General features: G+C 69.5%; 20 protein-coding genes. 6 read left to right on the forward strand and 14 right to left on the reverse strand.

From position 1 onward, the window contains the following. Positions 1-92: 92 nt before the first annotated feature. From D7X99_RS29135 to D7X99_RS29160, 6 genes are all read right to left on the reverse strand, one after another. A complete protein-coding gene (locus D7X99_RS29135; protein WP_120597583.1) occupies positions 93-1007 on the reverse strand; it encodes a S1C family serine protease in 915 nt (304 codons plus the stop codon). A 12-nt stretch (positions 1008-1019) separates the two neighbouring features. Beyond that, positions 1020-1910: a S1C family serine protease gene (locus tag D7X99_RS29140; RefSeq protein WP_121780636.1), complete on the reverse strand. Its 891-nt coding sequence runs from the start codon at positions 1908-1910 to the stop codon at positions 1020-1022. 136 nt (positions 1911-2046) lie between these two features. Beyond that, a complete protein-coding gene (locus tag D7X99_RS29145; protein WP_121780637.1) occupies positions 2047-2988 on the reverse strand; it encodes an HNH endonuclease in 942 nt (313 codons plus the stop codon). 24 nt (positions 2989-3012) lie between these two features. After that, positions 3013-3795, reverse strand: coding sequence for an ROK family protein (locus tag D7X99_RS29150; RefSeq protein ID WP_233613805.1), 783 nt, complete (start codon positions 3793-3795; stop codon positions 3013-3015). A gap of 71 nt (positions 3796-3866) precedes the next feature. After that, positions 3867-5060 (reverse strand): glycosyltransferase, encoded by a 1194-nt coding sequence (locus D7X99_RS29155; RefSeq protein ID WP_121780639.1) that lies wholly within the window; start codon positions 5058-5060, stop codon positions 3867-3869. Next, the gene (locus D7X99_RS29160) at positions 5061-6560 is read right to left on the reverse strand and encodes an asparagine synthase C-terminal domain-containing protein (RefSeq protein WP_121780640.1); all 1500 of its coding nucleotides are present in this window, start codon (positions 6558-6560) and stop codon (positions 5061-5063) included. It lies immediately after the preceding gene. 94 nt (positions 6561-6654) lie between these two features. On the opposite strand from D7X99_RS29160, the gene D7X99_RS29165 reads away from it, so the two are divergent. Beyond that, positions 6655-8583 carry an ATP-dependent DNA helicase RecQ gene (locus tag D7X99_RS29165; RefSeq protein WP_121780641.1) on the forward strand — a complete coding sequence of 643 codons (1929 nt, stop codon included), beginning with the start codon at positions 6655-6657 and terminating at the stop codon, positions 8581-8583. On the opposite strand, the gene D7X99_RS29170 is transcribed toward D7X99_RS29165, so the two are convergent. Beyond that, complete coding sequence (locus D7X99_RS29170) at positions 8580-10172, reverse strand: S8 family serine peptidase (RefSeq protein ID WP_121780642.1); 1593 nt, start codon at positions 10170-10172, stop codon at positions 8580-8582. The two genes, D7X99_RS29165 and D7X99_RS29170, sit on opposite strands and share 4 nt — an antisense overlap. Before the next feature lie 291 nt (positions 10173-10463). On the opposite strand from D7X99_RS29170, the gene D7X99_RS29175 reads away from it, so the two are divergent. Then, the gene (locus D7X99_RS29175) at positions 10464-12251 is read left to right on the forward strand and encodes a DEAD/DEAH box helicase (protein ID WP_199756374.1); all 1788 of its coding nucleotides are present in this window, start codon (positions 10464-10466) and stop codon (positions 12249-12251) included. A 41-nt stretch (positions 12252-12292) separates the two neighbouring features. Continuing rightward, complete coding sequence (locus D7X99_RS29180) at positions 12293-13087, forward strand: radical SAM protein (protein ID WP_121780643.1); 795 nt, start codon at positions 12293-12295, stop codon at positions 13085-13087. Here D7X99_RS29180 and D7X99_RS29185 read toward each other — a convergent pair whose 3' ends face one another. The 7 genes from D7X99_RS29185 to D7X99_RS29215 all read right to left on the reverse strand — a co-directional run bounded on the left by D7X99_RS29185 (position 13088) and on the right by D7X99_RS29215 (position 21480). Continuing rightward, positions 13088-15241 (reverse strand): ATP-binding protein, encoded by a 2154-nt coding sequence (locus D7X99_RS29185; protein WP_121780644.1) that lies wholly within the window; start codon positions 15239-15241, stop codon positions 13088-13090. A gap of 34 nt (positions 15242-15275) precedes the next feature. Continuing rightward, a complete protein-coding gene (locus D7X99_RS29190; protein WP_121780645.1) occupies positions 15276-15470 on the reverse strand; it encodes a hypothetical protein in 195 nt (64 codons plus the stop codon). An 86-nt stretch (positions 15471-15556) separates the two neighbouring features. Beyond that, positions 15557-16855 carry an AMP-binding protein gene (locus D7X99_RS29195; protein ID WP_121780646.1) on the reverse strand — a complete coding sequence of 433 codons (1299 nt, stop codon included), beginning with the start codon at positions 16853-16855 and terminating at the stop codon, positions 15557-15559. Next, positions 16852-17418, reverse strand: coding sequence for a hypothetical protein (locus D7X99_RS29200; RefSeq protein ID WP_233613806.1), 567 nt, complete (start codon positions 17416-17418; stop codon positions 16852-16854). Before D7X99_RS29200 ends, D7X99_RS29195 begins: the two co-directional genes overlap by 4 nt. Next, positions 17415-19115 (reverse strand): M48 family metalloprotease, encoded by a 1701-nt coding sequence (locus tag D7X99_RS29205; RefSeq protein WP_121780648.1) that lies wholly within the window; start codon positions 19113-19115, stop codon positions 17415-17417. Before D7X99_RS29205 ends, D7X99_RS29200 begins: the two co-directional genes overlap by 4 nt. Then, on the reverse strand, positions 19112-19939 hold the full coding sequence (locus D7X99_RS29210) for a hypothetical protein (RefSeq protein WP_121780649.1): 828 nt from the start codon (positions 19937-19939) through the stop codon (positions 19112-19114). The genes D7X99_RS29205 and D7X99_RS29210 overlap by 4 nt, the downstream gene beginning before the upstream one ends. Beyond that, the gene (locus tag D7X99_RS29215; RefSeq protein ID WP_121780650.1) at positions 19936-21480 is read right to left on the reverse strand and encodes an AAA family ATPase; all 1545 of its coding nucleotides are present in this window, start codon (positions 21478-21480) and stop codon (positions 19936-19938) included. The genes D7X99_RS29210 and D7X99_RS29215 overlap by 4 nt, the downstream gene beginning before the upstream one ends. Positions 21481-21598: 118 nt before the next feature. Here D7X99_RS29215 and D7X99_RS29220 point away from each other — a divergent pair, with 118 nt between their 5' ends. From D7X99_RS29220 to D7X99_RS29230, 3 genes are read left to right on the forward strand one after another with little or no spacing between them, the layout of a single operon-like run. Next, complete coding sequence (locus D7X99_RS29220; protein WP_121780651.1) at positions 21599-22891, forward strand: AAA family ATPase; 1293 nt, start codon at positions 21599-21601, stop codon at positions 22889-22891. Positions 22892-22907: 16 nt separating this feature from the next. Further along, on the forward strand, positions 22908-23549 hold the full coding sequence (locus D7X99_RS29225) for a hypothetical protein (RefSeq protein WP_199756375.1): 642 nt from the start codon (positions 22908-22910) through the stop codon (positions 23547-23549). A gap of 9 nt (positions 23550-23558) precedes the next feature. After that, positions 23559-24839, forward strand: a complete 1281-nt coding sequence (locus tag D7X99_RS29230; RefSeq protein WP_121780652.1) for a hypothetical protein — start codon at positions 23559-23561, stop codon at positions 24837-24839.

Consider the following 24839-nt stretch of genomic DNA (forward strand, 5'->3'; position numbering starts at 1 on the left):
TGCGCCGTCGATGGGGACATCGTGGAGCGCAGCATAACGGGGGCGCGGTTCCACGCGGGACACCTGCCCGGTGGAACCGGAGCCCGGAAGGCTCAGGCCGCCACCGGTTCGCGGCGGTGGCGGGCCCGGGCGGAGACGTCCTTGCGGCGGCCCTTGCGCAGCACGTCCAGGTGCACCTCTTCCTCGGTGGCGAGCGCCATCAGCCGCTGCAGGTCGTCCACGCTGTTGACCGGCCGGCTGTTGATGCCGAGCAGCAGGTCGTCAGGCTGGAGTCCGGCGTCGTCCGCGGGCGTGCCCTCCTGCACCTTCAACACGCGCACGGCTCGTGGCTGGCCGGTGTCCTTCGCGAGCGCGGGCTCCAGGTTCACCGCCGTGGCGGCGATGCCCAGGAACTTCCGGTCCACCCGGCCGCGCTGGATGAGCAGGCTCGCGACCCATGCCGCCGTGGTGGCGCTCACCGCGAAGCCGATGCCCTGCGCGAATGGCAGCACCAGCGTGTTGAGCCCCACCACACGCCCGCGCGTGTCGAGCAATGGCCCGCCGGAGTTGCCCGGGTTGATGGCCGCATCTGTCTGGAGCATTCCCTCCAGGATGACGCCGTCAGGCAGTGTGATGCTGCGGTTGATGGCGCTCACCACGCCCAGCGACACCGACTGCTCCAGGCGGAAGGGATTGCCAATGGCCATCACCAGCTGCCCCACCCGCACCGTCTCCGGATCCGCGAGCGGCAGCGTGGGGAAGTCATCGCCTTCCGCGCGCACCACCGCGAGGTCCGTGGGCGCATCCCCGCCCACCAGCGTGGCCCGGCGCTCCTCGCCGTTGTGGAGTTGCACGGTGAGGCGCTTGGGCGTGCGCATCACCACGTGCCGGTTGGTGAGCACGTAGCCGTCCGGCGTGAGGAACAGGCCGGTGCCGTGGCCGCGCGCGTGCTCCACGCCCACCACGGCAGGAGCCGCGCCGGCCACGAGTCCTTCCAGGTCATCCGAGAGTTGCTGCAACAGTTTCATCGCCGGCTCCTTTCAAGAACGCTTGCCCACGGTGATGGGCACCTCGCGCAGCTCGCCCGCGCGCAACACCTTCGCCTGGACGGACGTGCCCACCTTCTCGTCGCCCAGGTAGCCCAGCAGGTCCTCCACGCCGTGCAGCGACTGGCCGCCCAGGCTCACCAGCACGTCGCCCAGCACCAACCCGGCCTTCTGCGCGGGCCCGTCTGGATCCACGGAGAGCAGGATGAGGCCCGCCTTCGTGCCTTCGATTTCACGAGGCAGGCGCACCGGGTAGGCGCCCACGCCCAGGTAGCCGCGGCGGATGCCTCCGTGCTCGCGCAGGGAGTTCGCCACGCGTGTCAGCGTGCTGCCGGGGAGCACGACCGCGGCGGTGCGGGAGAAGGCCGCAGTGGGGATGCCCAGGAAGCGGCCCTGCGCGTCCACCAGTGCGCCGCCGGAGAAGCCCGGGGGCAGGTCCGCGTCGGTCTCCAGGTAGCGGTCCACCTGTCCGCCCGCGTGCGTGCGCCAGTCGCCGCCGAACGCGCTGACGATGCCCAGCGTGGCCCGCGCCGTGCGCCCCGGCCGGCCGATGGCCAGGACGATGTTGCCCACCTTCACGTCATCGAGCTGCGCGGGCGCGAGCGCGGTGAGCCCGGTGGCGTCGGCCTTGAGGAGCGCGAGGTCGGTGCTCGGGTCGCGGCCGACGAGCTCGGCGGACACCGAGCGGCCGTCCGCGAGGCCCACCTGGATGGAGCCCTCGTGTTCGACCGCGTGGCTGGTGGTGAGGATGTGACCATCGGCGTCCCAGATGACGCCGCTGGCGCCCCGGCGACGGCGGGCCTCGACGCGGACGAGGGAGGGAGCGATGCGCTCGACGACGGTGGAGATGGACTGCGAGAGGGATTGGAGGGTGTCGGTGGACATGGCGTGTTCCTTTCGAGCCTGAAACTAAAGGGCTCGAAATCGCGCCACATCGGCGGACCGGGCAGGACGGGGACCTACCCGTTCGGGCAGGACGCCTCTCCTTCCGGTCAGGACCCTGGTGCTTCGGGCAGGAGGTTCAGCTCACCTTGCGGAAGCGCTCGTAGCGCTCTTCCAGGTAGAGCTTCTTGGGCCGCAGCTCCTTCGCGCGAGGCAACTGGAGCGTCTTGCCCACGAAGCCCTTCAGCGCGTGCTCCAGCGTGGGGCCGTCCCGGGTGGCGAGCAGGCTGGGCGCCAGCTCGATGACGCCGTCGGGTCGGAAGCCCATCAGGTTCGTGTCGAAGGCGCCGTGGTGGAGCCGGCACAGCGCCAGTCCGTTGGAGACTTCCGCGTGGCCGCGTTCGTCGCGGTCCGGAAGGATGTGGGCGCCGTCCAGCAGTTCCTTGCGAGGAAACGCGCAGACGGCGCAGCGGTGTTCGTAGGCGTTCAGGACATGCTGACGGAAGGCCGCCTGATGCAGCCGCTTCTTGGCCTGTACCGTCGTGTATCTCCGTTCCAGCGGCAGCAGCTTCGTGTCCGCCACATAGCGCTGAGGCTGGAGCTGCTTCACGGTTTCAGGCTCGGACACCATGACGTGGAAGGAGTGCGAGGCGCGGTCCACGTCGGAGATGTAGACGGGCCACAGGGGCCGATAGAAACCGGGCTCGATGCCGTAGAGGTAGATGAGCGGTGCGTCCAGCTCCTGCGCGCGCACGAGCCGGCGGTTGTCACGCGCCTTCACGTCCGTGCCCTGGAACTTGTAGAGGAAGGCTCCGTCCGAGGCGATGTTGTCATCGTCATACCGGGCGACGCGGGTTCCTCGCGGCACGGTGGTCTTGATGGACAGCGCGGTCTCCTGCATCTGCCGGGGCCAGAAGATGCCGCGCGTCCGGTTGGCGAACAGGTGCTGCTCGCCGTGGAGCTGGAAGCCCTCCGCGATGATTTCCCACGGCAGCACTTCACCGTACCGCTCCACCAACGCCTGCAAGGCATTGAAGGCCGCCAGTCGGATGGCCTGGTCGCTGTCGGAGGGCGTGGGCACGGGTCCACGACCAGGTTACCAGGCTCAGCCCCGTTCGAGCAGGGCTCCCCCCGGGCCGAAGCCCAGGGACAGGCACAGCACGCGGCGTCCCTTCACCTGGGGGGCCCGCCGCGCGGACTCGGCCGCCAGCTCCGCGTCGTTGAGCACGAGCACCTTGCCTCCCGTGTCCGGCAGGCCCGCGTGGGCGAGGATGTCCGGGACCAGGGCGGCCGTGCCCTCGAAGCCGTAGGTGCAGCCTCCGGGCATCAGGTCCTCATCCAGCGGGCACGGCAATGCCAGACACAGCGCGTCCGGAGGCTCGCGGCTGTCCTCCGCGAGGAACGTCCGCAGCGCTCCCGAGATGAACGCCACCGTGTCCCGGATGTGATGGCCGTCCGCCGGACGCGGCTGACCGATGAACAGCGGGGGCAGGGTGGAGAGGTTCCGCTCAACGACGCGCGTGGCTCCGGCTCGTGCGAGCTTGATGCTTGTCTGCCCCACGTCCACGCAGAGCGGACTTCGCGCACCCGTTGCTTCCAGCATGCGCAGCCCCGCGCGCACGGGGGCGAAGCGTGGTGACAACGCGATGTGTACCGGGCAGCGCAGCGACGCCGTGGCCTCCCTCAACGCGGCGGGAAAGCCGTCCAGCTCCGCCAGACCTCCACTCAGGTACGCCGCATCCGGCGCGTGCTTCTTCACCAGCAGCGAGAGCGCTTCCGCCAGCGGAAGCATCACGCGGGCCGCGAGTCTGGCTCCGGGCACTCCCGCACGCCGGTCGTCCTCCACCCACGGGGAGCCCAGCAGCTCCCACAGCTCGCGCCCGAACACGGGCAGGTTCCACACCTCCAGCGGTGTGATCCCCTCAGGGTGATGCCGGCGAGGACTCCACCTGGAGGCGTTCATTCCACGAGCCCGGCGATGCGTTCAGCGGCGGTCTTCGCCCCATCATGCGCGCGGTAGGAGCGGGAGATCTCCGCCACGCGGTCGCGCATCGGCGACTTCGGTGCGAGCAGTTGCGCGATGGCCTCGCGGCACGACTCCACCGTGAGGGTCCTCGGGTCCCTCGCGAGCCCTGCTCCGGCCTTCTCCAGGAAGTGCGCCTGCACGGGCTGGTCGTTGCACACCGGCAGCAGCAGCATGGGCACTCCCGCCGTCATCGCCTCCATCACGGAGTTGGCGCCGCCGTGGGAGATGAACGCCGCCGCGCGCTCCAGCACCTGTCGCTGCGGCGTGTAGCGCACCGCCACCACGTCACCGGGCAGCGTGCTCGGGAAGTCCGTGTCCGCCAGCTCGCCCGCGCACAACACCAGCGTCACGCCGAAGGGCTTCGCGGCCTCCGCGATGATGCGGAACAGCTCCGGCTGATAGGAGATCTGACTGCCGAAGGACACGTACAGCACCGGCTTTTCGCCCAGCCGCTCCCAGGGGAAGGCCACCTCGTCACCCCGGGCTTCCGGCGGAATGGAAGGGCCCACCAGCAGCGTGTCTGGAGGCACTCCCGCGTCCGGGCCCAGGAAGGCCTCGGTGGCGAAGATGACGTTGAGCCGGGGCGACAGACACTCGCAGGTGCGGAAGCGCGCGTCGAAGCCGTGACGGCGGAACAGGGCCTGACGGTCGTCCTTCAGCGCCCGCACGTTGCGCAGCAGGGGAATCTCCGGCCTTGGCTCCAGCAGCGTGAGCGCGGAGGACACGCCTGCCCACGGGATTCCCTCCGTGTGCGCCGCGAGCACCGCCGCGTACTGCATCCCGTCCAGCGCCATCACGTCGGGACGGAAGGCGCGCACCACCTCGCGCACGGGCTCCAGGAGCGCGGGTGCCGCGTCCAGCAACAGGCCTCGGATCCACTTCCCCAGCGCCACGTCATCGAGCACCAGCTTCGCCAGCGCTTCGCCTCCTGTCTCGATGCCCGGCGGCGCGGCTTCGTCGCGCGGCAGGCGCAGCACCTCCACGCCCAGGGCTTCGAGCTGCGGCGCGGGTTCGGGGATGCACAACCATCCGACGGTGTGCCCCAGGCGGCGCAGCCATTGGGCCACGCCGACCATCGGGTTGAGGTGGCCCTTTTCGGGCGAGGTGGCGATGAGGACTCGGGACATTCAGGGGGGCGCCTTGGTGTGGGCCTGGAGCATGGCCAGGGACATGAGGCGCATCAACAACCGATCGATCGGTCCGGCCTGCGCGTCATCGGGGGACATGCGGATGTAGCGAGTCATCAAGCCCAGCATCGCTTGCGTATCGATGACCTCGAGGGAGTACAGCCGATCGGGAGAGAGCCAGGCGCGATACAGCTCCAGCCAGCGTGACCGCACCGGACTGGAGAGGGCGGTGTGCCCATACCGGGGCGTCTTGCGCGCGAGGCGGACCTCGTCCGGCACCAGGGACCGCACCGCGTGCCGGAACAGCCACTTGCCGAACCCGTCCCTCTGCAGCACGGACTCCGGCAGGGCCAGTGCCATCCGCGCGAAGCCTTCATCCAGGTACGGCGTGCGGACCGTGAGCCCATGGGCCCGGGCGCCCCGCAGCTCGGGCGGGAGGATGAGCTCGGCCAGCACCCACTTCGCGTATCGCAGCTCCTCGGAGGGAAGAGTCTCTTTCGAGGGCAGATCCCAAGGCGCGGGCAGCGAGGCGAGCACGGTCCCCAGGTTGTCCACAGGGGGGCCTCGCGAGGCGTGATCGCTGTTCAGGCGCTCGGAAACAGTCCTCAAGTTGTCCACAGGTGGGAAGTCTCCACGATGTCCCATGGCTTGATCGGAACCGCCATTTCCAGAGGGCGGAAGCCCCGTGGATGGGTTTGATTCCTGATCGCCACGCGGAGCCCCATCCAGGGGCCTCCCCGAGTTGTCCACAGCCCCCCGTGCCACTCCGGGGGGCTCTTCATGATCGCGCGAGCCGGCTGGGAACGGCGCCCGCAACTTGTCCACAAGCGCCGCGCCTTCGAATCCCAGCGCCCACAAGGCCAGCGTGCGGTCCTCGTCCACGCGAGCCTTCGCCGAGGCGAGCGCGTCCGGGGTGCCCTGGAGCACTTCGTCCGCTCCCGCGCCGCTCAGGAGGACGGGGCCCGCGCCCTGCCGCCGGGCCTCCAGATAGAACGCGTAGCTGGCCACGGCCCGGGCGTTGAGGATGACCGTCTGGTTGGCGAGCACCGCGTGCTCGAACAGGTCCGGGAGCACGGAGTCCGGGATGAGCACGTCCACCAGCTCCGCGCCCGTCACCTTCGCCATCCGCCGCGCGTTGCTCCGCTCCACCGCGTCCGCGAAGTGCACGTCCATGGTCCACGCACGCACCTTCCCCGGTGCGTGCCGCGCGGCCATCGCGCACAGGGCCGCGCTGTCCACCCCGCCGCTCAGACTCACCTCGTGCGCGCCCGCTTCGACATGCGCCCGCACGGTGTCGGACCAGACGGCCAGCAGCCGTGCCCCGAGCCCTTCCTCATCCCGTGCCTCCGCCTCCCGCATGACTCGCGGCAGCGCCACGCCGATAGGCTCCGTGTCTGGCCGCAGGTCCGCGTTGGACGCGCGGGCATGGAACAGCAGGTCGCTCATCGCGCGGGGAGACAGGCCCCGCGCGGGAGGCACCTTGGGAGGTCGGGTCGGCATGCGGTCCGCATCATAGGGAGCTGGGAGTCGTCAGCGGAAAGTCAGGGAGGGTGAGATAACCCTCCTGGACAGCGCGAACAGGGAAGGGCGGGACATGAGGACGGATGCGGTGGACGTCGTGTTGCGGGAGCGCTTCGGGCTGGAGTCCTTCCGGCCCGGACAGCGCGAGGTGCTCACGGAGCTGCTCAAGCCCCACGGCTCCGCGCTCGCGGTGTTCCCCACGGGCGGCGGCAAGTCGCTGTGCTACCAGCTCCCCGCGCTGCTGCTCGAAGGGCTCACGGTGGTGGTGTCACCGCTCATCGCGTTGATGAAGGATCAAATCGACGCGCTTGAGCGGCGGGGCATCCGCGCCGCGCGGTTGGACTCCTCCCTGTCGCTGGAGGAGTCGCGCGAAGTGACGGAGTCCCTGCGCGATGGAACGCTGAAGCTCCTCTACGTGGCACCGGAGCGCTTCAACAACGAGCGCTTCATGGGGCTCTTGAGCGAGCTCTCCATCTCCCTCTTCGCGGTGGACGAAGCACACTGCGTCTCCGAGTGGGGCCACAACTTCCGGCCGGACTACCTCAAGCTCGCGCAGGCGGCCCGCACGCTCCGGGCCGAGCGCATCCTGGCGCTCACCGCCACGGCCACGCCGCAGGTGGTGCATGACATCTGCGAGGGCTTCGGCATCCCGGAGTCACAAGCGGTCGTCACCGGCTTCTACCGGAACAACCTCACGCTGGAGACCACGCCCACGGGCCTGGAGGCGCGCGATGCCCTGCTGGTGGAGCGGCTCAAGTCGCGCCCGCCCGGCACCACCATCGTCTACGTCACGCTGCAGAAGACCGCGGAGCGCGTGGCGGCGCTCTTGAGCGCGGAGGGCCTGCCCGCCAGCGCCTACCACGCGGGCCTGGAGTCCGAGGATCGCGAGCGGGTGCAGGATGCGTGGACCCACTCCGCGAAGGGCATCGTCGTGGCGACCATCGCGTTCGGGATGGGCATCGACAAGGCGGACGTGCGCGCCGTGTATCACTACAACCTGCCCAAGGGCCTGGAGAGCTACAGCCAGGAGATCGGCCGCGCGGGCCGTGATGGCAAGGCATCCGTCGTGGAGTTGCTCGCGTGCCCGGACGACGTGCCCACGCTGGAGAACTTCGCGCTCGGAGACACGCCGCTACCGGAGGCGCTGACGGCGCTGGTGAAGGAGCTGTTGTCCTCGGGGCCGGAGCTGCACCTGGACATGTATGCGCTGGGCAACCGCCACGACCTGCGGCCCCTGGTGTTGCGCACGGCGCTGACGTACCTGGAGCTGGAGGGGGTGCTGCGCCAGGGCACGCCGTTCTACGCGGGCTACAAGGTGCAGCCGGCGGGCTCGGTGGACGCGCTCGTGGGGAAGTTCCAGGGTGAGCGCGCGCGCTTCGTGAAGGAACTGTTCGCGCACGCGAAGAAGGGGCGCACCTGGTACACGTTCGACCCCGCCGAAATCGCGAAGGCGTTGGACCAGCCTCGAGACCGCGTGGTGAAGGCGCTCGACTACTTCCAGGAGCAGGGCTACGCGGAGGTGCAGGTGGCCGAACCGCGTCAGCGCTACACGCGGCTGCGCGAGCGCGAGGACCCGAAGGCGCTTGTGTCCCTGTTGCAGGAGCGCTTCCAGAAGCGAGAGGTCCAGGAGGTGTCGCGCGTGCGCGACGTGCTCCGGCTCGTCACGCACGACGGCTGCCAGAGCAACGCGCTGGTGGCCCACTTCGGTGAGCAGCGCGAAGCACCGTGCGGTCACTGCACCTTCTGCCGCACGGGCGTGGCGCGCGTGCTGCCGCCGCCGCATCCACGGCCGGACCTGCGCGAACAACTGGACGCGGCCACGTTCCGGTCGCTCGTCGCGAAGCATCCGGAGGCGCTGGGCCATCCAAGGCAGGCGGCCCGCTTCCTCTGTGGCCTGAGCAGCCCCGCGCTCTCCAAGGCGAAGCTCAGCGGGCACAAGCTCTTCGGCACCCTGGCGGAGTGGCCGTTCGCTCAGGTGCTGATGTTCTGTGAAGCGCGCTAACCGATCGCGGCCCGCAGGCTCGGTGAGAAGGGGGGCAGGACGGCCAGGGTCTTCGCTCTGAGTGCCTGCCGGTCCCGCCCCGCGCCTTCCTGGAGCGCTCGACGGAAGGGGGCATGGGTGAGCGCCCAGAACCGCAGCTCGCGCCCGTAGTCCGAGTCGAGCCGCGCCGCCTTCTGCTCATCGACCCCGAGCGTGGTCGCGAGGCCCCTCAGGACGTCGGCTTGCGGGAGACCGCTGAAGGTGGCGGCCACGGTGTCCGAGGACTCATGGAGGAGCGCCCTCGCGGTGAACGACTCCAGCTCCGTCACGTCCGGGAGCGGGGATTCGAGGCACGCCTTCGCGTTGACGAGGCCGGCGCCCCACGCGAGCTGGCTCTGAGGCCAGCTGTCACAGGTGGCGCGGAGCACATGGCGGAAGACCTGCGCGAGCGTCGGTCCTCCCTGGTACTTCGCGAGCAGGTTGTCCCGGCCATGGTGCGCCAGCCAGAGCGCGGCGATCCCCGCGACGGTGGCCGTCGCATACGAGGTGCCGCTGCTCTGCCCGACCTTGTCGACGGGCTGCGCCACCCAGACGTTCTCACCCGGGCCGGTGGCGTCGACCGCCTTGCCCCAGGCGGAGAAGGCCCAGGGTTGTGCGCTCGCGTTGCACGCGGCCATCGCGACGACTTCGTCGTAAGCGCCCGGCCAGACGACGATGGGCCCCGTGTAGTTGCCCGCGGCGGCGATGACGATGATGTTCTCGCGCACGGCCTGCTGGATGACCCGGTGCAGCCCCGCGTTGGGCAGCCACCCGAGGCTGATGCTGATGACGTGGACCCGCCGCTGGATGGCGAACCCGATGGAGTCGCGCAGCCGGTCGACGCCCACGTTGAACAGCACGGGCGAGGGGACGAAGAGCGTGGGCTTCGCGACGCGCAGCGGGATGACCTCGGCCTTCGGCGCGACGCCATCGACGAACAGCTTCGGTCCGTCCACGCTCGGGTCGTTGTACGGGCTCGACATGACGCTCGCGGTGCCCAGTCCGTGGCCTCCGCCGGGATTCTCCGTCGTGGGGTCATCGTCGATGAAGTCCCAGCCCAGGCTCGGCGTGAAGTTCGGTCCCAGCTCGGGGCTGGGCAGGTAGCCGCTGTCCGGATGGCCGATGAGGATGCCCTCGCCCTGGCTCGCGCCGCCGGTCAGCTGCCACGCCTCGCCTGCTTTCACGAAGCGCGGGCTCCAATCGCAATCGTTCTCGTTGAGCGTCCCGGGTCCAGCCTCCGCCGTCTGTGCCTTGAGGAGCGTGGGCGCCGTGTCCGTGACGGCGGTTTGCTCCGCGTAGACCGCCTCGAAGGCCGGATCCGCGTCCTCCACGCTCGGGTCCGACTGGAGGCGGCGCGCCAGCTCCCACGCGTGTCCCGGCTCGACGGTGCCGGGAGGGAGGAGGTCGAACGCACGCCCGGTGGGCTCGAACGGCACCGGGCGGATGATCCACGGCTCCGCTCCGACGAGCGCGGCCACAACCTTCTCCAGGGTAGCCCGGTCGAAACCCTCACGGAGGAGGACGTCGAGGGTGCGGAGCTTCGCGGACTCGAACTGCTCGGGCGGCGCCATGGGCGCACCTGTATCCCTGTGACTTCGTGGAGGGATACGGGCCCCCAGGGCGGTGGCTGCGTGAACAGCTGGACGTGGCCACGTCACTCCAGAGAGGGGGCCTCCGATATAAACGCCTCCGAGCGAATATTTCGGAACCCCTCCCTCAGTGCCTTTGTCGAGAAATCCCTGCTCGCGCGCGATTACGCCTCACGGCATCTTGATGTGCAGGGGGCATGGCAGGCCGCACGGCGTTTGACGCGAAGTGGGGGCGGTAATGCCGCCTCCCTCCCGCCAGGATAGGCTTGCCGCATGGCGACGTTGATCCCCACCCTCAACCAGTGCCTCTCGCGGATGCAGGCCGGGGAGAAGCGGTTTGCTCGCCGGTTGGAGGAGAAGCTCGAGGACGACTACCTGCTCTGGTACGACGTCCCCATCGGGGGAACGGGCCACCATCCGGACTTCATGGTCCTGCATCCGCGCCGGGGGCTGCTGGTCCTCGAGGTGAAGGACTGGAAGCGCGACACCCTCCAGAACATCGACAAGTCGCGCGCGGTCCTGATGACAGAGACGGGCCTCAAGGAGGTGGCCAACCCCTTCGAGCAGTCGCGTGTCTACGCCCAGGAGATCGCGACGCTGCTCCAGCGCGACCCGATGCTCGTGTGTGCCGATGGCCCGCATCGGGGCCGGCTCGTCCTGCCCTGGAGCCATGGCGTCGTGCTCTCGAACATCACCCGGAAGCAGTTCGACGAGGGCGACCTTGGGAAGGTGCTGCCGCCCTCTCGCGTCATCTGCCGGGATGAGATGGCGGAGGACGTTGACCCCGAGCGGTTCCAGAAGCGCCTCTGGGACATGTTCCCGTGGTCGCCTCCGCAGCCCATCTCACTGCCTCAACTGGACCGGATCCGCTGGCACGTCTTCCCCGAACTCCGGATTGGCAGCGGCCCGCTCGCCCGTTCCGCGCCGGTCCAGGCGGAGCTGGAGCTTTCGATTCCAGACCTCATCCGCATCATGGACCTCCAGCAGGAGCAACTGGCTCGCAGCCTGGGCGAGGGGCACCGGGTCATCCACGGGGTCGCGGGCTCCGGCAAGACGATGATCCTGGGCTACCGCTGCCTGCAGCTGGCCCGGACGCTCCGTCGCCCCATCCTCGTCCTCTGCTTCGGGAAACCGCTCTATGGCTGGCTGGAACAGCTGCTGCGCGCCCAGGGGCTCTCAGCGCAGGTGGTCATCCAGACCTTTCATGCCTGGTGCCACGCCCAGCTCCGCCACTTCCACGCGGGACTTCCACCCCAGGGGCTGCCGCCCGGTGAGTTCGCGGAGCAGCTCGTCCAGCGGGTCATCGCCGCCGTGGATCGCGGCCTCATTCCCCGGGAGCAGTACGGAGCCGTGCTCATCGACGAAGGGCATGACTTCCATCCAGAGTGGTTCAAGCTCATCTCTCAGATGGTGGACCCGGGGACGAATTCGCTCCTGCTGCTCTACGACGACGCCCAGTCCATCTACCCGCACAAGCGGTTCAGCTTCCGGAGCGTGGGCATCCAGGCCCAGGGCCGTACCACCATCCTGCGACTGAACTACCGCAACACCGCGGACATCCTCCAGTTCGCCGCGGACTTCGCGCGAGAGGTGCTGACTCCCAGCGACGCGGACGAAGATGGCGTCCCGCTCGTCCAACCCCAATCCGCGGGACGCCGTGGACCTGCGCCGAAGGTCGTCACACTGCCCAACCTGCATGAAGAACTGCGCTACATCACGGGACGCTTCCAGCAGCTCCACGCGGAAGGCCACGCCTGGAATGAGATGGCGCTGCTCTATCGCAGCTCGGATATCGGCCAGCGTGCCGTCCAGCACCTGAATCACGTGGGCATTCCTCTGCAGTGGGTGGGCAAGAACTCTGGCCAATCCGCCTTCAAATCTTCCGAGGCCAGCGTGAAGGTCCTGACCTTCCACTCCAGCAAGGGGCTGGAGTTCCCAGTTGTCGCCATACCCCGGCTCAAGCGTCCGGCTCCCGAGCGGCCTGATGCAAAGGAGGAAGCTCGCTTGCTCTACGTAGCCATGACCCGGGCGATGGACCAACTCGTCCTCACCGCGAGCTGAAGACGGACCTCTTTTCTGTGTCGGGGATAGACTCCCGCTCCGTGCGCTACGAGCTTCACGACAGCCGCGTCCTCACCTGGTCCCTGGAGACGCATGTCACCACGCACTGCAACCTGCGCTGCGCGCAGTGCTGCCCGCTGTCGCCGCACCTGCCCGCGTGGGCCGTGTCCCCCCAGGCGCTGGCCGAGGACCTGCGCCGCCTCTCACGCGTGCTCAAGCCCAACGTCTTCAAGCTGACCGGCGGTGAGCCCTTCCTCCACCCGGACCTGCCCGCCGTGCTGGACGTGGTGCGCGCCTCCGGGCTCACCGAGCAGGTGTCCGTCACCACCAACGGCTTCCTCGCCCAGAGCGCCCCCGACGCCGTGTACGAACGGCTCGACCGGATGACCCTGTCGTTCTACACGTCCGCGCCCCTGCCTGAACGCTCCATCGCCCGCATCACCGAGCGCTGCGACCGGCACGGCGTCCACCTCACGGTGAAGGCCATCGACCGCTTCCAGCGCATCACCCCGGACGCGCCGCTCACGTCCGACGCGGAGGTGCGGGACGTCTTCGACAAGTGCTGGCTCAAGCAGCGCTGTCACCTGGTCCACCAGGGCCGCTTCTTCACCTGCACCCGGCCGCCCCACGTCGCCGCCGTCTTCGCCGCGGAGCATCCGCACCTGCCCGCGCTCGTTGAACACGACGGCGTGTCGCTGGATGACCCGGACCTGCTCACGCGCCTGTTGGGCTACCTGGAGAGGGACACGCCGCTGGCCACTTGCCGCCATTGCCTGGGCTCCAGCGGTCCCTGGGAACCCCACGCGCAGCTGCCGCGCGCCCGCGCCGCTTCCTGATCAGGGCGCCGGAGCTCCCACGTCCGCCGACGGTGCGAGCAGGGGCAGCTCCACGGTGAAGACGGAGCCCAGGCCCAGGCGGCTCTCCACTCGCACCGTGCCGCCCATGGCCTCCACCAGCGTGCGGGTGATGTAGAGGCCCAGGCCCAGGCCTCCGTAGTGCCGGTCGCTCACCGCGCGCTCGAAGCGGCCGAAGAGGCGCGGCAGGGACTCCTCCGAGATGCCGATGCCCTGGTCCCGCACCGTCAGCGCCGCCTTGCCGTCGCGCGTCTCCAGGCGGACCTGGATGGGGCGCCCCTGGCCGTACTTGATGGCGTTGTCCACCAGGTTCACCACCACCTGCTCCAGCCGCGGCCGGTCCCAGACGCCCATCGTCATGGCGTCCGCGCTCTCCAACTGGAGCACGGAGCCGGAGCGCGTGGCGGGGCCCTCGTAGGCGGCCACCACGTCGCGCACCAGCTCCACCAGGTCCATGGGCACGCACTCCAGCGACAGCCGCCCGGCCGCGATGCGCGACACGTCCAGCAGGTCGTTCACCAGCTCCGCCAGCTTCTTCATCTGCCGCGAGCCCACGTCCAGGTAGCGCTCCACCAGCTCGCGCGGCACCGGGCCCGGGTGGCGCTCCATCTCGCGCCGCAGCGCCTGGAGCTTGAGGTTGAGCGGCGTGAGCGGCGTCTTCAGCTCGTGGCTCGCGATGGACAGGAACTCGTCGCGCAGGCGCACCGCCTCGCGCGCCTCGCGGTACAGCCTCGCGTTCTCCATGGAGAGCGCGGCGCGGTTGGCCAGCTCCTGGAGGAAGGGCAGGTCCGCGGCCGTATAGCTCCGGCCGGAGCGGTGCGTGGTGACGAAGCTGAGCAACCCCAGTGAGCGCTCCCCGGCCACCAGCGGCACCACCACCAGCGAGCGGACGCGCAGCTCCCGGAGCAGCGCGATGCGCTCCGGGTCCTTCGTGAACCGCGGGAGGAGGTCGTCGGTGAAGTTCTCGATGAAGAAGGGCTGCCCGTGCTGAATCGACCCGGGGCCGGCCATCTTGGGGAGGCCCGACGCGTACGTCGTGCGGGACCGCAGCGGCTCCGCGAGCGACTCCGGCTCCGTGGCCGCGTGCTCCACCTCCATGCGCTGGAAGGTGCCGTCCTCCAGCGCGCTGTCGATGAGGCACCAGTCCGCCAGCGTGGGGACCGCCAGGCGCACCACGTTGCGCAGCGTGGCCTTGTAGTCCAGCGACGTGGCCAGGAAGGAGCTGGCCCCCGCCAGCAGGCGCAGGTGCTCCTCGTTGTGCGACAGCTCGCGCGCCAGCCGCTCCGCCCGGGCGCGGGCGCGCACCAGGTCCGTCACGTCGAAGCCGAAGCCCGCGATGCCGTCCACCTGCCCGCGCGTGTCGTGCGTGGGCGTGTACGTGACGTCGAAGATGAACTCCCGGAGGGAGCCATCCGGCTGTGGCAGCTTGAGGGACACCTCCCGGCCCTCGAAGGGTTCGCCCGTCGCGTAGACGTGGTCGAGGATCCGGGCCACGCGCTCCGCTTCCTCCTTCGGTCCCACCTCGCGCGCGGGCAGGCCCAACAGCCGTGGCGGGTTGCCCAGCATCCCGGAGTTGAGGGGGTTGGACAGCTCGAAGACGTGCTGGGGCCCGCGGAAGATGACCAGGTGCGCGGGCGCGCGCATGAACAGCTCGTGCAGGCGCGCGCGTTCGTACTCCGCGGCGGCGCGGGAGGCGCGCTCGCGCTCCAGCAGGTCCGCGCGCTCCGCGTTGGCCCGGCGCAGGCGCACGTTGAGGAGCGTCACGAACATCGACAGCGCGAGGAAGAAGGTCAGCGCGATGAGGTTTCCGGGGTGGATGACCCAGTTCCCCAGGGGGGACAGGAAGAAGTAGTCCACCGTCACCAGTGAGAGCGCCGTCGCGATCAGCCCCGGCCCCCAGCCTCCCCACCAGCCCGCGAACGCGACGGCGGCGAAGAAGGCCAGGAACGGGGCGCTGGACATGTAGGGCCACAGCAGCCGCTGGGCGAAGAACGCCACCACGACGCTCGCCACCGCCAGCCCGTAGCTCAGCAGCGCGGAGCCCTCTTCCTTCTGGAACGACTCCGGCGCGCGCGGAGGCGGGGAGGAGGGAGGCACCGGCGGATGCGGCGGGGCGGACGGAGCGGGCGCGGTCATGGATTCGCGGGGCGGACGGGCCTGGGGCCGGCCGTCAGCGTGCCTCCTTCCGTGCATCGGTTTGGAAGGGCCCCTGGCGGCGGTAGTCGTCTTCCGGCGGCAGGTCCTCGAAGCGCTTGAACTGGCCGGTGAGGAAGCCGCGGCCCGCGCAGAACTCCGACATGCCCATGCAGCCCAGGCCCAGCGCCGAAGCGGTGAGGCCCTGCCTGCCCAGCTTCCGAGTCTCCATGTGTCCTCCGTGCGGGTGCACCTACCTGGGAGAATCTTCACGCGAGGCGCGGGAATCCAGGGCAAACGACCGGGCGGAGGGCTGGCTCATCCAGGAGTCGGCAGCTCGCAACGGAAGGGGAGCGGCTTGGCGGCCGGTGCCAGCCCTTCCGCACCAAGCGCCTCCACCACCGGCCTCGTCCAGCCCAGGTTGCGCAGCGCCGCGGCGAGCCGCTCGCACAGCGCCGCCACGCTGTCCGGGGGCGCGCCTGAAAGCTCCAGCGTGAAGTGCTCCCCTGTTACCTGCGTCAGACGGAACGCGCGCAGAGGGTGGTGCTTGAACACCCACGCCAGCGACCAGGCGTCCACCGCGCGGCCGGAGGGCGTGTGGAACGCGCAGCCCCCGCGTCCGCCGAAGCCCGTCAGCGTCCAGCCGTGGAAGCCGCAGGCGCAGGTGTCGCGCCGCACGGCGCCGGTGTCGCCGGGCCGGTAGCGCAACAGCGGCAGCACGCTGGGGCGCAGCCGCGTCACCACCACCTCGTCCCCGTCCGGCTCCAGCCAGACATCCGGAGTGAGCACGTGGAATCGGCCCCGGTTCGCGTCCTCCAGGCACTCCCACGCGAGCGGCCCCGTCTCCGTGGCGGCGTAGTAGTTGAGGACCGGCACGCCGCGCTCCTGGTTCCATGCATCGCGCAGCGCGTGCGGCAGGTGCTGCGCGGAGGTGAGCACCAGCCGGGGGGACGGCACCTCCGGATGGGTCAGCAGCCAGCGCAACCCCTCCGGGTCGGAGAAGATGACGGAGGCCTTCACCCGCTGGAGTCGCGCCACCGCGTCATCGCGCAGCACGGAGACGCGGTGCAGGGCGCCGTCGTGGAACAGCGGCAGGCGCACCGAGTACTCCAATCCGCCCGGCAGCGCATCCAGCAGCACCACGCGCGGACGTGGCGGGGGCACGGTGTTGGTGCGCTCGGTGAAGAAGCGCAGCACGGCCCACATGAGCAGGCAGTCGCGCCGGTCGCGCAGCACGTTCACCGGGTCCCCGGTGGTGCCGGAGCTCTTCACCACCACGCACTCATCGGACGCGGCGGGCAGCGTGGGCACGTCCTCCCAGTGGCGCGCGAGCGTGGCGCGGTCCAGCGCGGGGAAGTGCCGCAGGTCCTCCAGACGCCGCAGGTCGCCGGGGTGCAGGCCCGACTCGCGCAGCACGCGCACGTAGTAGGGCGAACCCAGGAGCGCTTCACGGAAGGCCGGCAGACGCGCTTCCAGCTCCGCGCGGGCGGCGGCTTCGTCCACCGTGGCCGTGCCGCGCGCCAGGCCCGCGGCCACGTCCAGCGCCCACGGCAGGTGCGGGCGCTGCGTGTGGCTGTCGCGGCGGATGCGAGCCCTGGGCGCGACCCCGAGCGTCACTCGCGCCAGCCCCGGGCCTCGGCTTCCTTGCGCTGCGCCTCCTGGAGCATCTCCTGGCGCCGGTCCGCTTCCTTCTTGCGCGCCTCCTCCACCTTGCGCAGGTCCGTCACGGCCTGCCGGTAGTCCAGCTCCTTGACGTGGCGCTTCGACTCGGCCTCCGTCTCGCCTTCGATGTCCGCGCCCAGGGCCGCCAGCCACTTGCGCAGGAACTCCTCCTGGCGGAAGGCGTTGGAGCGGATCATCTCCGCGGTGAGGGGATGCACCTCCTCGAAGAACTGCTGGAGACGCGCCTGCGGGGTGCGGTCCGGAGTGAGGTAGAGCACCGTCTTCTTGCGCAGGTCGGACGACACCAGCACGTGCGCGAGCATGCCCACCTGCTCGCGGAACAGCGGGTTCCTCACGCGCTGCTCCAGCTTCTCCCACTCGGCTTGCGACGGGGGACGCTGGCTCGCCATGCGGAAGGTGTCGCAGACGATGGCCACCGCCAGGTCGTGCGGATACGGCGACACGATGGGCGTGGCCGCCAGCTGCTCACGGAGGTGGGGAATCGAGACCGCCATCATTTCTCCAACAGGGCATCGGCCAGTGCCGCGGCGGCACGGCCAAAGTCAGACATCCATTGCACGGTCGCCAGCCGGAAGCGTGGGCTTCCCAGCACCGGCGCCAGCACCTGCCGCGCGGGGGCGTCGTCCGGCAGCGCGAGAAAGGCCACCACCCGGCGCGACCGGCTCATCGCGCGGGCAAACCGCGGCAGCGCGTCCTCCTGCCGCATGTTGTGCAGGAAGTCGCTGTCGGAGATGACGACGCGCAGCGCGTCAGGCCGCTCCATCGACAGATCCTCCATGACTTCCACGGGGAACCACGTCCCTCCACCGATGTAGTGGAAGAAGAAGTCGCGCGCCGTCTCCTCGTCGTACATCCACGGGGACACGATGGGGTTGTCCGCCGAGTAGATGATGCCGCGCACCGTGGCGCCCTTGCGCAGCGCGGAGGCCGACAGCACCTGCGCGGCCAGCGTCATCGCGTTGAGGTCCTGCTGCGGGTTGGGCATGGAGCCGCTGGTGTCCAGATAGATTTCCAGCGCGGGCACGCCCAGGTCCGACGGGGGCGGCAGGTCCGCCTCCAGCTCGCGGCGCAGTGGGGCCACGGCGGCCAGGTGCCCCTGCGAAATCACCGTGAGCGTCCAGTCGATGGTGGTCGGGTCGTCGCCGTACTCCCACGCCTCTGGAATCGTGCGCAGGTAGGGCTCAGGCTTCGCGGGCGAGGCGGGCAGCTTGAGGATGTACGGGTCCACGAGCCGCCGGTAGTACCGGGCCACCAGCGCGCGCCGCAGCCTGCCGCCGTCGTTGCCGGGCAGGTGCGCGGTCGCGCGGCGGATGGTCTCCAGTGGATCCGACTCCTTCGTGTCGTGCGAGTCGTCCAGCCAGCCGTTGGCGCGGGCCTCCTTCAGCGCGTCCTCCCACCGGCCTCCGGACTGCACTGCCGCGTCCAGGTCGCCTTCGTCCGGAGTGCCGAGGTCGCCGGCCAGCGGGATGCAGAAGCCGACCTCCGAGGGCATGTCGATGAAGCGGATGAACGCGGCGCAGAAGTAGAGGAATTGCAGCCGCCCGTCGGGCAGCGCGTAGAACGTCTGCGCGAACATGCGCGCCTGCGCGCGGAAGCCCGGGTAGGCCTCCTCCAGCTTTGGCAGCAGGGCCGCGGGCACCAGGTGTCCGGGGGCGCGACGCCAAAGCTCCTCGTAGATGGCCAGGTAGAAGCAGAACAGCGGGGACGGCCCGTTCGTGTCGCCGTCCTTCTTCTTCTTGTTCTTCTTGCGTCCGTCGGGCGTGCGCAGGAAGCCCTGGTACACCTGGCACAGCGCTTCCGCGTGGGTGCGCCCCACGAACTCGTTCACCTGGAGGTCGAAGAACAGGTTGGTGAGCGACTGGCCCAGGCCCGGGATGAGGCGCTGCTCCAGCACGCGCAGCTCCGCGTCCCATCCCAGCGTGTGCGGGAAGCGCACGTGGTGGCCGATTTCATGGGCCAGCACGGCGGTGAGGCTGTCGCGCGCGCCCATGCGGACCAGCAGGTCGAAGTGGACGAACACCTGACGGCGCACCAGGTCGATGTACGCGAGCGGTTCGTTCGGCGTGGCCTCGCCGGGGTGGAAGGGCTGGTGCGGTTCGGGAGGGCTCAACTGCACGTGCACGTCCCACAGCGCCAGCGCGTCGCGCCAGCACCGCTCCACCTCCTCCGGGGTGAAGGCCGCGCCCGCGCTCATGCCGGCAGGATGACCGCCAGCCACTGGGACGTGTGCATCGTGGCCACCGCGCGCCATTCGTTGTGCTGGGTGCTGTACCAATCCCCCGCGCGAGGGTCGCGCTGCGCCAGCGAGGTGAGCGCCTTGGAGGGCTTGCCCGTCGCGGGCTCCAGCCGCTCGTTGCAGCCCATGGGCCCCAGCAGCACGGGCTTCTTCACCAGCCACACGCCCTGCGTGGCCGCATCGCGTCCGCCGGCGGCGGTGGCGCGGTGACGGTCGTGCACGCAGACGACGGCGGGCGCCAGGAAGTGCATCTCCCCGGGCATGAAGCGCGAGTCCTCCTGGGACAGGTCCACCCACTGCGCGGTGGACGTGTCGCCCAGCGCCTGGGTCGGCGGCTCCATCGCCTCGTTGGCGATGGTGTGCAGGTGGCCCTCCAGGTCCTCCAGCGAGGACAGGTTCGAGCCCAGGCGGCAGAACAGCCGCTGCACCCAGGGCGGCGCGGACTCCAGGTTCTCGCTGAGGTTCCACACGCGCGCGAGCGCCGGGGCCTGCTCCTCCTGACGCAGGTCCGGCAACAGGCGAGGCAGCAGCTCCCGCCACGCGAGCGTGAAGAAGTTCTCCCGCCCGGCGGACCCCGGATACATGTAGCCCAGCCCGATGCCCTCCGCTCCCAGGCGCATGTAATCGCGCAGGAGCTCCTCTCCGGACGCGGCGTCACCGTCCTTGAGCGCACGGCCCAGGCGGACCACCGGGCCGTTGAGGAACGCGCTCCACAGCGCACGGTCCCAGCGCACGAACCGGCCGCGGGCTTCCTTCTCCAGGTCGTCGACGAACTCGCTCATGGCTGTTGCCCCTGACCGCCCGGGTTCTCCTTCAGCCACGTCGCGTAGTTGCGGTAGCGGCTGTAGAGGGATTTCAAGTGGATGAGGTCCTCGTACACCGGACCGGACAGCTCCTGGCGGGTCATCAGGTCGTTCATCAGCACGGTGACGGCGGACAGGCGCTTCTCCGTGGTGCGCAGGTCCACGCCTGACAGGCCCAGGTCCAGCTCCGCGCGCAGGGCGACGACCTTCTGGCGCACGGGCGCGTGCGCGCCGTAGCGGGCCATGGCCATGTCGAACATGTTGCGGATCCACGCCACGCGGTCCTGGAGCAGCAGCTTGTTGCCCTTCGCCTCGAAGAAGGGGCTGCGCGCGTTGGGGGTGAGCTTCTCGTGCAGCACCCAGGGGATGATCTGCCGGAAGTCCTCCAGCTCCGTCACGCGGTGGCCTCGGAAGAACGCGAGCGCCTTCGCGAAGTGGAGGATGGTCTGGTACGCGCGTACGCTGGTGCCGTTCTCCGTCTGCGTGCAGAGGTGCACCTTCTTGTCCAACGGGCACTGTTCGTTGCACACGGCGGACACGGTCTGTCCGGCGAGCTTCAGCGTGTCCTTGTGCTTGAACTCGAAGCGCGGGGACGCCATGCGGCAGAAGTCCAGCTGGCCCAGGAAGAAGGCCACGCGCTCCAGCACGCCCTTGGGGACCTCCACGGCGAGGATGGAGTTGTAGGCATTCTCCAGCTCGCCGGGCGTGAAGACGATGTCCTTGGGGAGCATCTCCTCCGGGGACTTGTCGGACTCGATGCGCTGGAGCAGCGTGTCCACGAAGCCGGAGTTGAAGGGCACGGCGCGCACGACGACGTCCAGGCGGTCCTTGAGCGCTTCGATGACCTGGAAGGTGCCGCCGCCCTGGTCGTCGTTGGCGGTGAGGAACCAGGACGAGCGGCCGGTGTAGACGTACTGGTCCATCATCTCCGCGTAGCCCTCACCCAGCAGCGACAGCAGGGCGGACTGCGTCTTCGTGGGGATGCGGTTGTACTCGTCGATGATCTTCACGCGCTGGGTGATCCACTTGCGCCAGCTGACCTTCACGGCGGACAGGTCCTCCGCCTTGAGCATGTCGGAGGGCAGCGGAGCGCCGAGCAGGTCCGCGATGGACAGCTGCGGGTGGCCGCGCTGGATGCCCCGGTGGACGTCCTCGCGGCCCATGCCGGAGAGCAGGGCCATGAGGATGGCGGAGGTGGTTTTTCCGCGGCCCGGGCCGCCCACGAGCAGGGCGCGGCGGCAGGTGAAGAGGGTGAGCAGCGGGATGAGGACGAAGGAGCTGTAGCTCATGTCCTCCGGGAGGTGGACCTCGTCCCCGGCGGTGTTCTTGAGCGCGGCGGTGCCGCCGAACTCGATGTCGTAGTAGGGGCAGATGACGGCGTTGTTGGTGATCCACCAATACGCCTGCCGCATCTTGTCGTGGAGGCTGCCGCCGTCGCGCTCGGAGAGGTGGACGCTGAGGCCCTTGTCCGCCGACGCACGCCCGGTGAGCAGGCGCGAGACCCAATCCTGGTTGGCCATGGAGGGTGCGGAGTGTAGCAGCGGGAGCGGGGGGCGGGTGTGCGCTGGATGGGTGTCCCCCCTCCATCCAGGCTTCCGAAAGTGGGCGGTGCGGACGGGATGCGCTAAGTGTCGGCGCATGCTCCGAGAGCTTCACCTTCAGGGGGTCGGCCCCGCGCCTCGCCTGGACGTCGAGTTCGCACCCCGGCTGAACGTCCTGACGGGCGACAACGGGTTGGGCAAGAGCTTCCTGCTCGACGTTGCGTGGTGGAGCCTGACCGGAACCTGGCCGGGTCTACCCGCGTGGCCCCACCGCGGCGCGAAGCGGCGTCAGATTGACTGGACCCTGACAGGCAAGGCGCGGCGGGCGTCGAACAAGACGAGCCACTTCGACCCGGAACGGCAGCTGTGGCCCTGGCCCGAAGGGCGCCCGAGCATGCCGGGCCTGACAGTCTATGCCCGCGTCGATGGAAGCTTCTCCGTGTGGGATCCCGCGCGGAACTACTGGCACAAGACGTCCCGGTCGGATCCGGACCTGCCGCGCAGACCGGACGCCTTCCACTTCTCTCCGCAGGACCTCTGGGAGGGACTGAAATACGAAGGGAAGACGGTCTGTAACGGGCTCGTCCGGGACTGGTTGACCTGGCAGTTGCAGGACGATGGCTCCGCGCAATCCCCGTTCCAGATGCTGAAGCGCGCGCTGGAACAACTCTCGCCCAAGGATGAGCCGATCCGTCCTGGAAGGCCCACGCGGCTGACCGTGGAAGACGTCCAGGACTACCCGACCATCGACATGCCTTACGGCCCCATCCCGGTGGTGCACGCCTCCGCGGGAATGCGGCGCATCCTCGGGCTGGCCTATCTCGTCGTCTGGGCCTGGCATGAGCACATCCAGGCCTCGGAGTTCCTGGGGAAGCCCCGAGACCCCCGGTTCATCCTGCTGGTGGACGAGGTGGAGACCCATCTCCATCCCCTCTGGCAGCGCCGCATCGTGGGCTCACTCATCCAGGTCATCGACGGCCTCGCACGCGAGACCTCCGTCCAGACGTTCCTGACGACCCATTCCCCCCTGGTCCTGGCCTCGTTGGAGCCATTCTTCGATGAAGAGCAGGATGCCCTCTTCCTGTTCCAGCTCGAAAAGGGACAGGTGCACCTGAAGCATCTCCCCTGGGCGAAGCAGGGAGACGCGAACGACTGGCTGACGTCCCCGGTGCTGGGATTGGCCCAGGCGCGAGCCTGGGAGGCTGAGCGCGCGGTGGAGGCCGCCGAAGCCTATATGCGCGGGGAGCGTGAGGGGCTGGGAACGCTGAAGGAGCTCGACGCCGAACTGCGGCGCCTGCTCCCGGAGCAGGATCCGTTCTGGCCCCGGTGGGTCGTCGCTCGCGATGGAGGAGGCGGCCGTGATCCGGTGCGTTCCCGGAAGAGAGCCTGAGGATTTCGACTCGCGGGTGAGAGTGCCCGGACGCGAATGGCTGAGCCGCAACGCGAAGGCCCTCGACCGTCCGCCTTCGTACTGGCGGCGCTGCAACGCTCAACTCGCGAAGGCGTTCTTCGAGCGCTGTGCGTACACCGCGATGTACCTGGGCTCGCCAGGCACCGTCGACCATTTCATCTCCATCGATGAGGATCGGCGGCTCGCCTACGAATGGAGCAACTTCCGGTACTCCGCTGGATGGCTCAACAGCCGGAAACAGGCCCTGGTCTCCACACGGCTGCTGGACCCCTTCGAAATCAAGGACGATTGGTTCGCGCTTCTCCTTCCATCCCTTCAACTCCAGGTGACCGAACGCTGCCCGCCTCGATTGCGGAAGCGGGCCGCCGAGACCCTCCGCCTGCTGGGGTTGGACCACGATGAGCGTGTGATCCGATATCGGAGGCAGTGGCTGGAGGAATACGAGCAGGGGCGTGTGACGCTGGACTACCTGGAGGACAAGGCTCCCCTGGTGGCCCGTGCGGTGCGGGCCTGGGAGTCGCGTGAAGGCCGACGGTGGTCCACGGGTGGCAACCAGATGGACCGCTCTCGTGTGGAGGCCCCGCCTGCCACACGAAGACGGAAGCCTCCTTCAGGCGGCGGAAGGAAGAAGGCGTAGACTGCGCGGATGATGGCTCCGCGGCGGTCCCTCTCCCTGCTGTCCCTGGGCGTGCTTCTTGCGGGAGCAACGCCTGCTCCTTCCGTGGACGAAGCTCACCAGAAGCCCATCGCGGACCGGATCCGCGAATCCGCGAGCCAGGCGCGGCAAGGGGCGTTGTCCGAGGCGCGGCTGGAGATCGCCTCGGTCTTGAAGGCCGCGCCCAAGGAGCCAGGGGCGTTGATGGTCCAGGCCTGTGTGCTGCTGGAGCAGGGAGCCCTGGACGCGGCGGCCCAGACCGTGGCCCGGTTGCGCGAGGTGGCTCCCGAGCAGGCGGAAGGCCGGGTTCTCGAAGCCCTCGTCCGGCTGCGCCGGGCGAATCCCGCCGGTGAATGGCGTGAGGCCTTCATCGCCGCCTGGATCGAGGCGGGGCGTCCGGACTTCGGGGTGGAGTCACTCCTGCCGGAGGGAACGCCCGGTTGGGGACCCGAGGCCATCCGTGCGGTGTGGAGGGGCACGCAGGCTCCGGACACACGGCTGCTCGCTGCGTTGATGGTGGGGCCATCGCAGGAACAGCAGCGATGGATCGCAAGTCATCTGTCCGAGGTGGCGGATCCCGACCTGCTGCGTGCGACCCTCGAGACCTTCCACAGCGAAGTCATGGATGAAACGGCGCGGCGGCAGATCCAGGCATCGCTGCGGGAACGGCTGACGCCGCTCGCCGCCGAGTCCCGGGAATCGCAGTTGCCATTGCTCATGCTGCTGGAGCACACGGCGCAGGAGGCGCCGCTCACGGAGGAGGAGCTTCAGGCACTGGAGCGAATCGCTGCCCTGCCCAGGTACCGGACCACCTCCTTTGCCCGGCTGTACTCGGATGCCGAGCGGCGCATGAAGGTGGCGGGAATCCAGGCTCCTGTCGATGGAGCCTTCATGGCCGCGGTAGGCGAGCTCGCTCTGGTGGGCCCCATGGTCCTGTTCAATCGGGCGAAAGCCTCGACGGAGCTACCGGAGGAGGAGCGGATCCGGCTGGGACGCGCCCTGTGGACCCTGGGCGAACGCATCGCTGAGGGAAACACCCTGGTGGAACGGCTGGTGGGCCTGCGTCAGATGGAGCAGGGCGCCAGGTTGCTGCCAGGCTTCGATGTGAAGCGGGCCGCTGTGACCGCGGACCTCGCCAGAGGCCGGGCGATGGCTGCCGCGTCCAATCAGATTCATCTCGACGTGTGGCCCCTTCCATCACTCCATCGCGACTGGCTGAAGGCCTCACTGGACAACGAGTGGAAGCACCTGAGCGCCCTCGTCGCCCCCTGA

Origin of the sequence: Corallococcus sp. AB032C (genome assembly GCF_003668935.1) — a bacterium.
GTDB classification, from domain to species: domain Bacteria; phylum Myxococcota; class Myxococcia; order Myxococcales; family Myxococcaceae; genus Corallococcus; species Corallococcus exiguus.

What these genes read in the sequence shown, in the direction of transcription:
- D7X99_RS29135 (WP_120597583.1), bottom strand. Translation starts at nt 1,007, where the DNA reads ATGAAACTGTTGCAGCAACTCTCGGATGACCTGGAAGGACTCGTGGCC.
- D7X99_RS29140 (WP_121780636.1), bottom strand. Translation starts at nt 1,910, where the DNA reads ATGTCCACCGACACCCTCCAATCCCTCTCGCAGTCCATCTCCACCGTC.
- D7X99_RS29155 (WP_121780639.1), bottom strand. Translation starts at nt 5,060, where the DNA reads ATGTCCCGAGTCCTCATCGCCACCTCGCCCGAAAAGGGCCACCTCAAC.
- D7X99_RS29160 (WP_121780640.1), bottom strand. Translation starts at nt 6,560, where the DNA reads ATGCCGACCCGACCTCCCAAGGTGCCTCCCGCGCGGGGCCTGTCTCCC.
- D7X99_RS29165 (WP_121780641.1), top strand. Translation starts at nt 6,655, where the DNA reads ATGAGGACGGATGCGGTGGACGTCGTGTTGCGGGAGCGCTTCGGGCTG.
- D7X99_RS29170 (WP_121780642.1), bottom strand. Translation starts at nt 10,172, where the DNA reads ATGGCGCCGCCCGAGCAGTTCGAGTCCGCGAAGCTCCGCACCCTCGAC.
- D7X99_RS29175 (WP_199756374.1), top strand. Translation starts at nt 10,464, where the DNA reads ATGGCGACGTTGATCCCCACCCTCAACCAGTGCCTCTCGCGGATGCAG.
- D7X99_RS29185 (WP_121780644.1), bottom strand. Translation starts at nt 15,241, where the DNA reads ATGACCGCGCCCGCTCCGTCCGCCCCGCCGCATCCGCCGGTGCCTCCC.
- D7X99_RS29190 (WP_121780645.1), bottom strand. Translation starts at nt 15,470, where the DNA reads ATGGAGACTCGGAAGCTGGGCAGGCAGGGCCTCACCGCTTCGGCGCTG.
- D7X99_RS29200 (WP_233613806.1), bottom strand. Translation starts at nt 17,418, where the DNA reads ATGATGGCGGTCTCGATTCCCCACCTCCGTGAGCAGCTGGCGGCCACG.
- D7X99_RS29205 (WP_121780648.1), bottom strand. Translation starts at nt 19,115, where the DNA reads ATGAGCGCGGGCGCGGCCTTCACCCCGGAGGAGGTGGAGCGGTGCTGG.
- D7X99_RS29210 (WP_121780649.1), bottom strand. Translation starts at nt 19,939, where the DNA reads ATGAGCGAGTTCGTCGACGACCTGGAGAAGGAAGCCCGCGGCCGGTTC.
- D7X99_RS29215 (WP_121780650.1), bottom strand. Translation starts at nt 21,480, where the DNA reads ATGGCCAACCAGGATTGGGTCTCGCGCCTGCTCACCGGGCGTGCGTCG.
- D7X99_RS29220 (WP_121780651.1), top strand. Translation starts at nt 21,599, where the DNA reads ATGCTCCGAGAGCTTCACCTTCAGGGGGTCGGCCCCGCGCCTCGCCTG.
- D7X99_RS29230 (WP_121780652.1), top strand. Translation starts at nt 23,559, where the DNA reads ATGATGGCTCCGCGGCGGTCCCTCTCCCTGCTGTCCCTGGGCGTGCTT.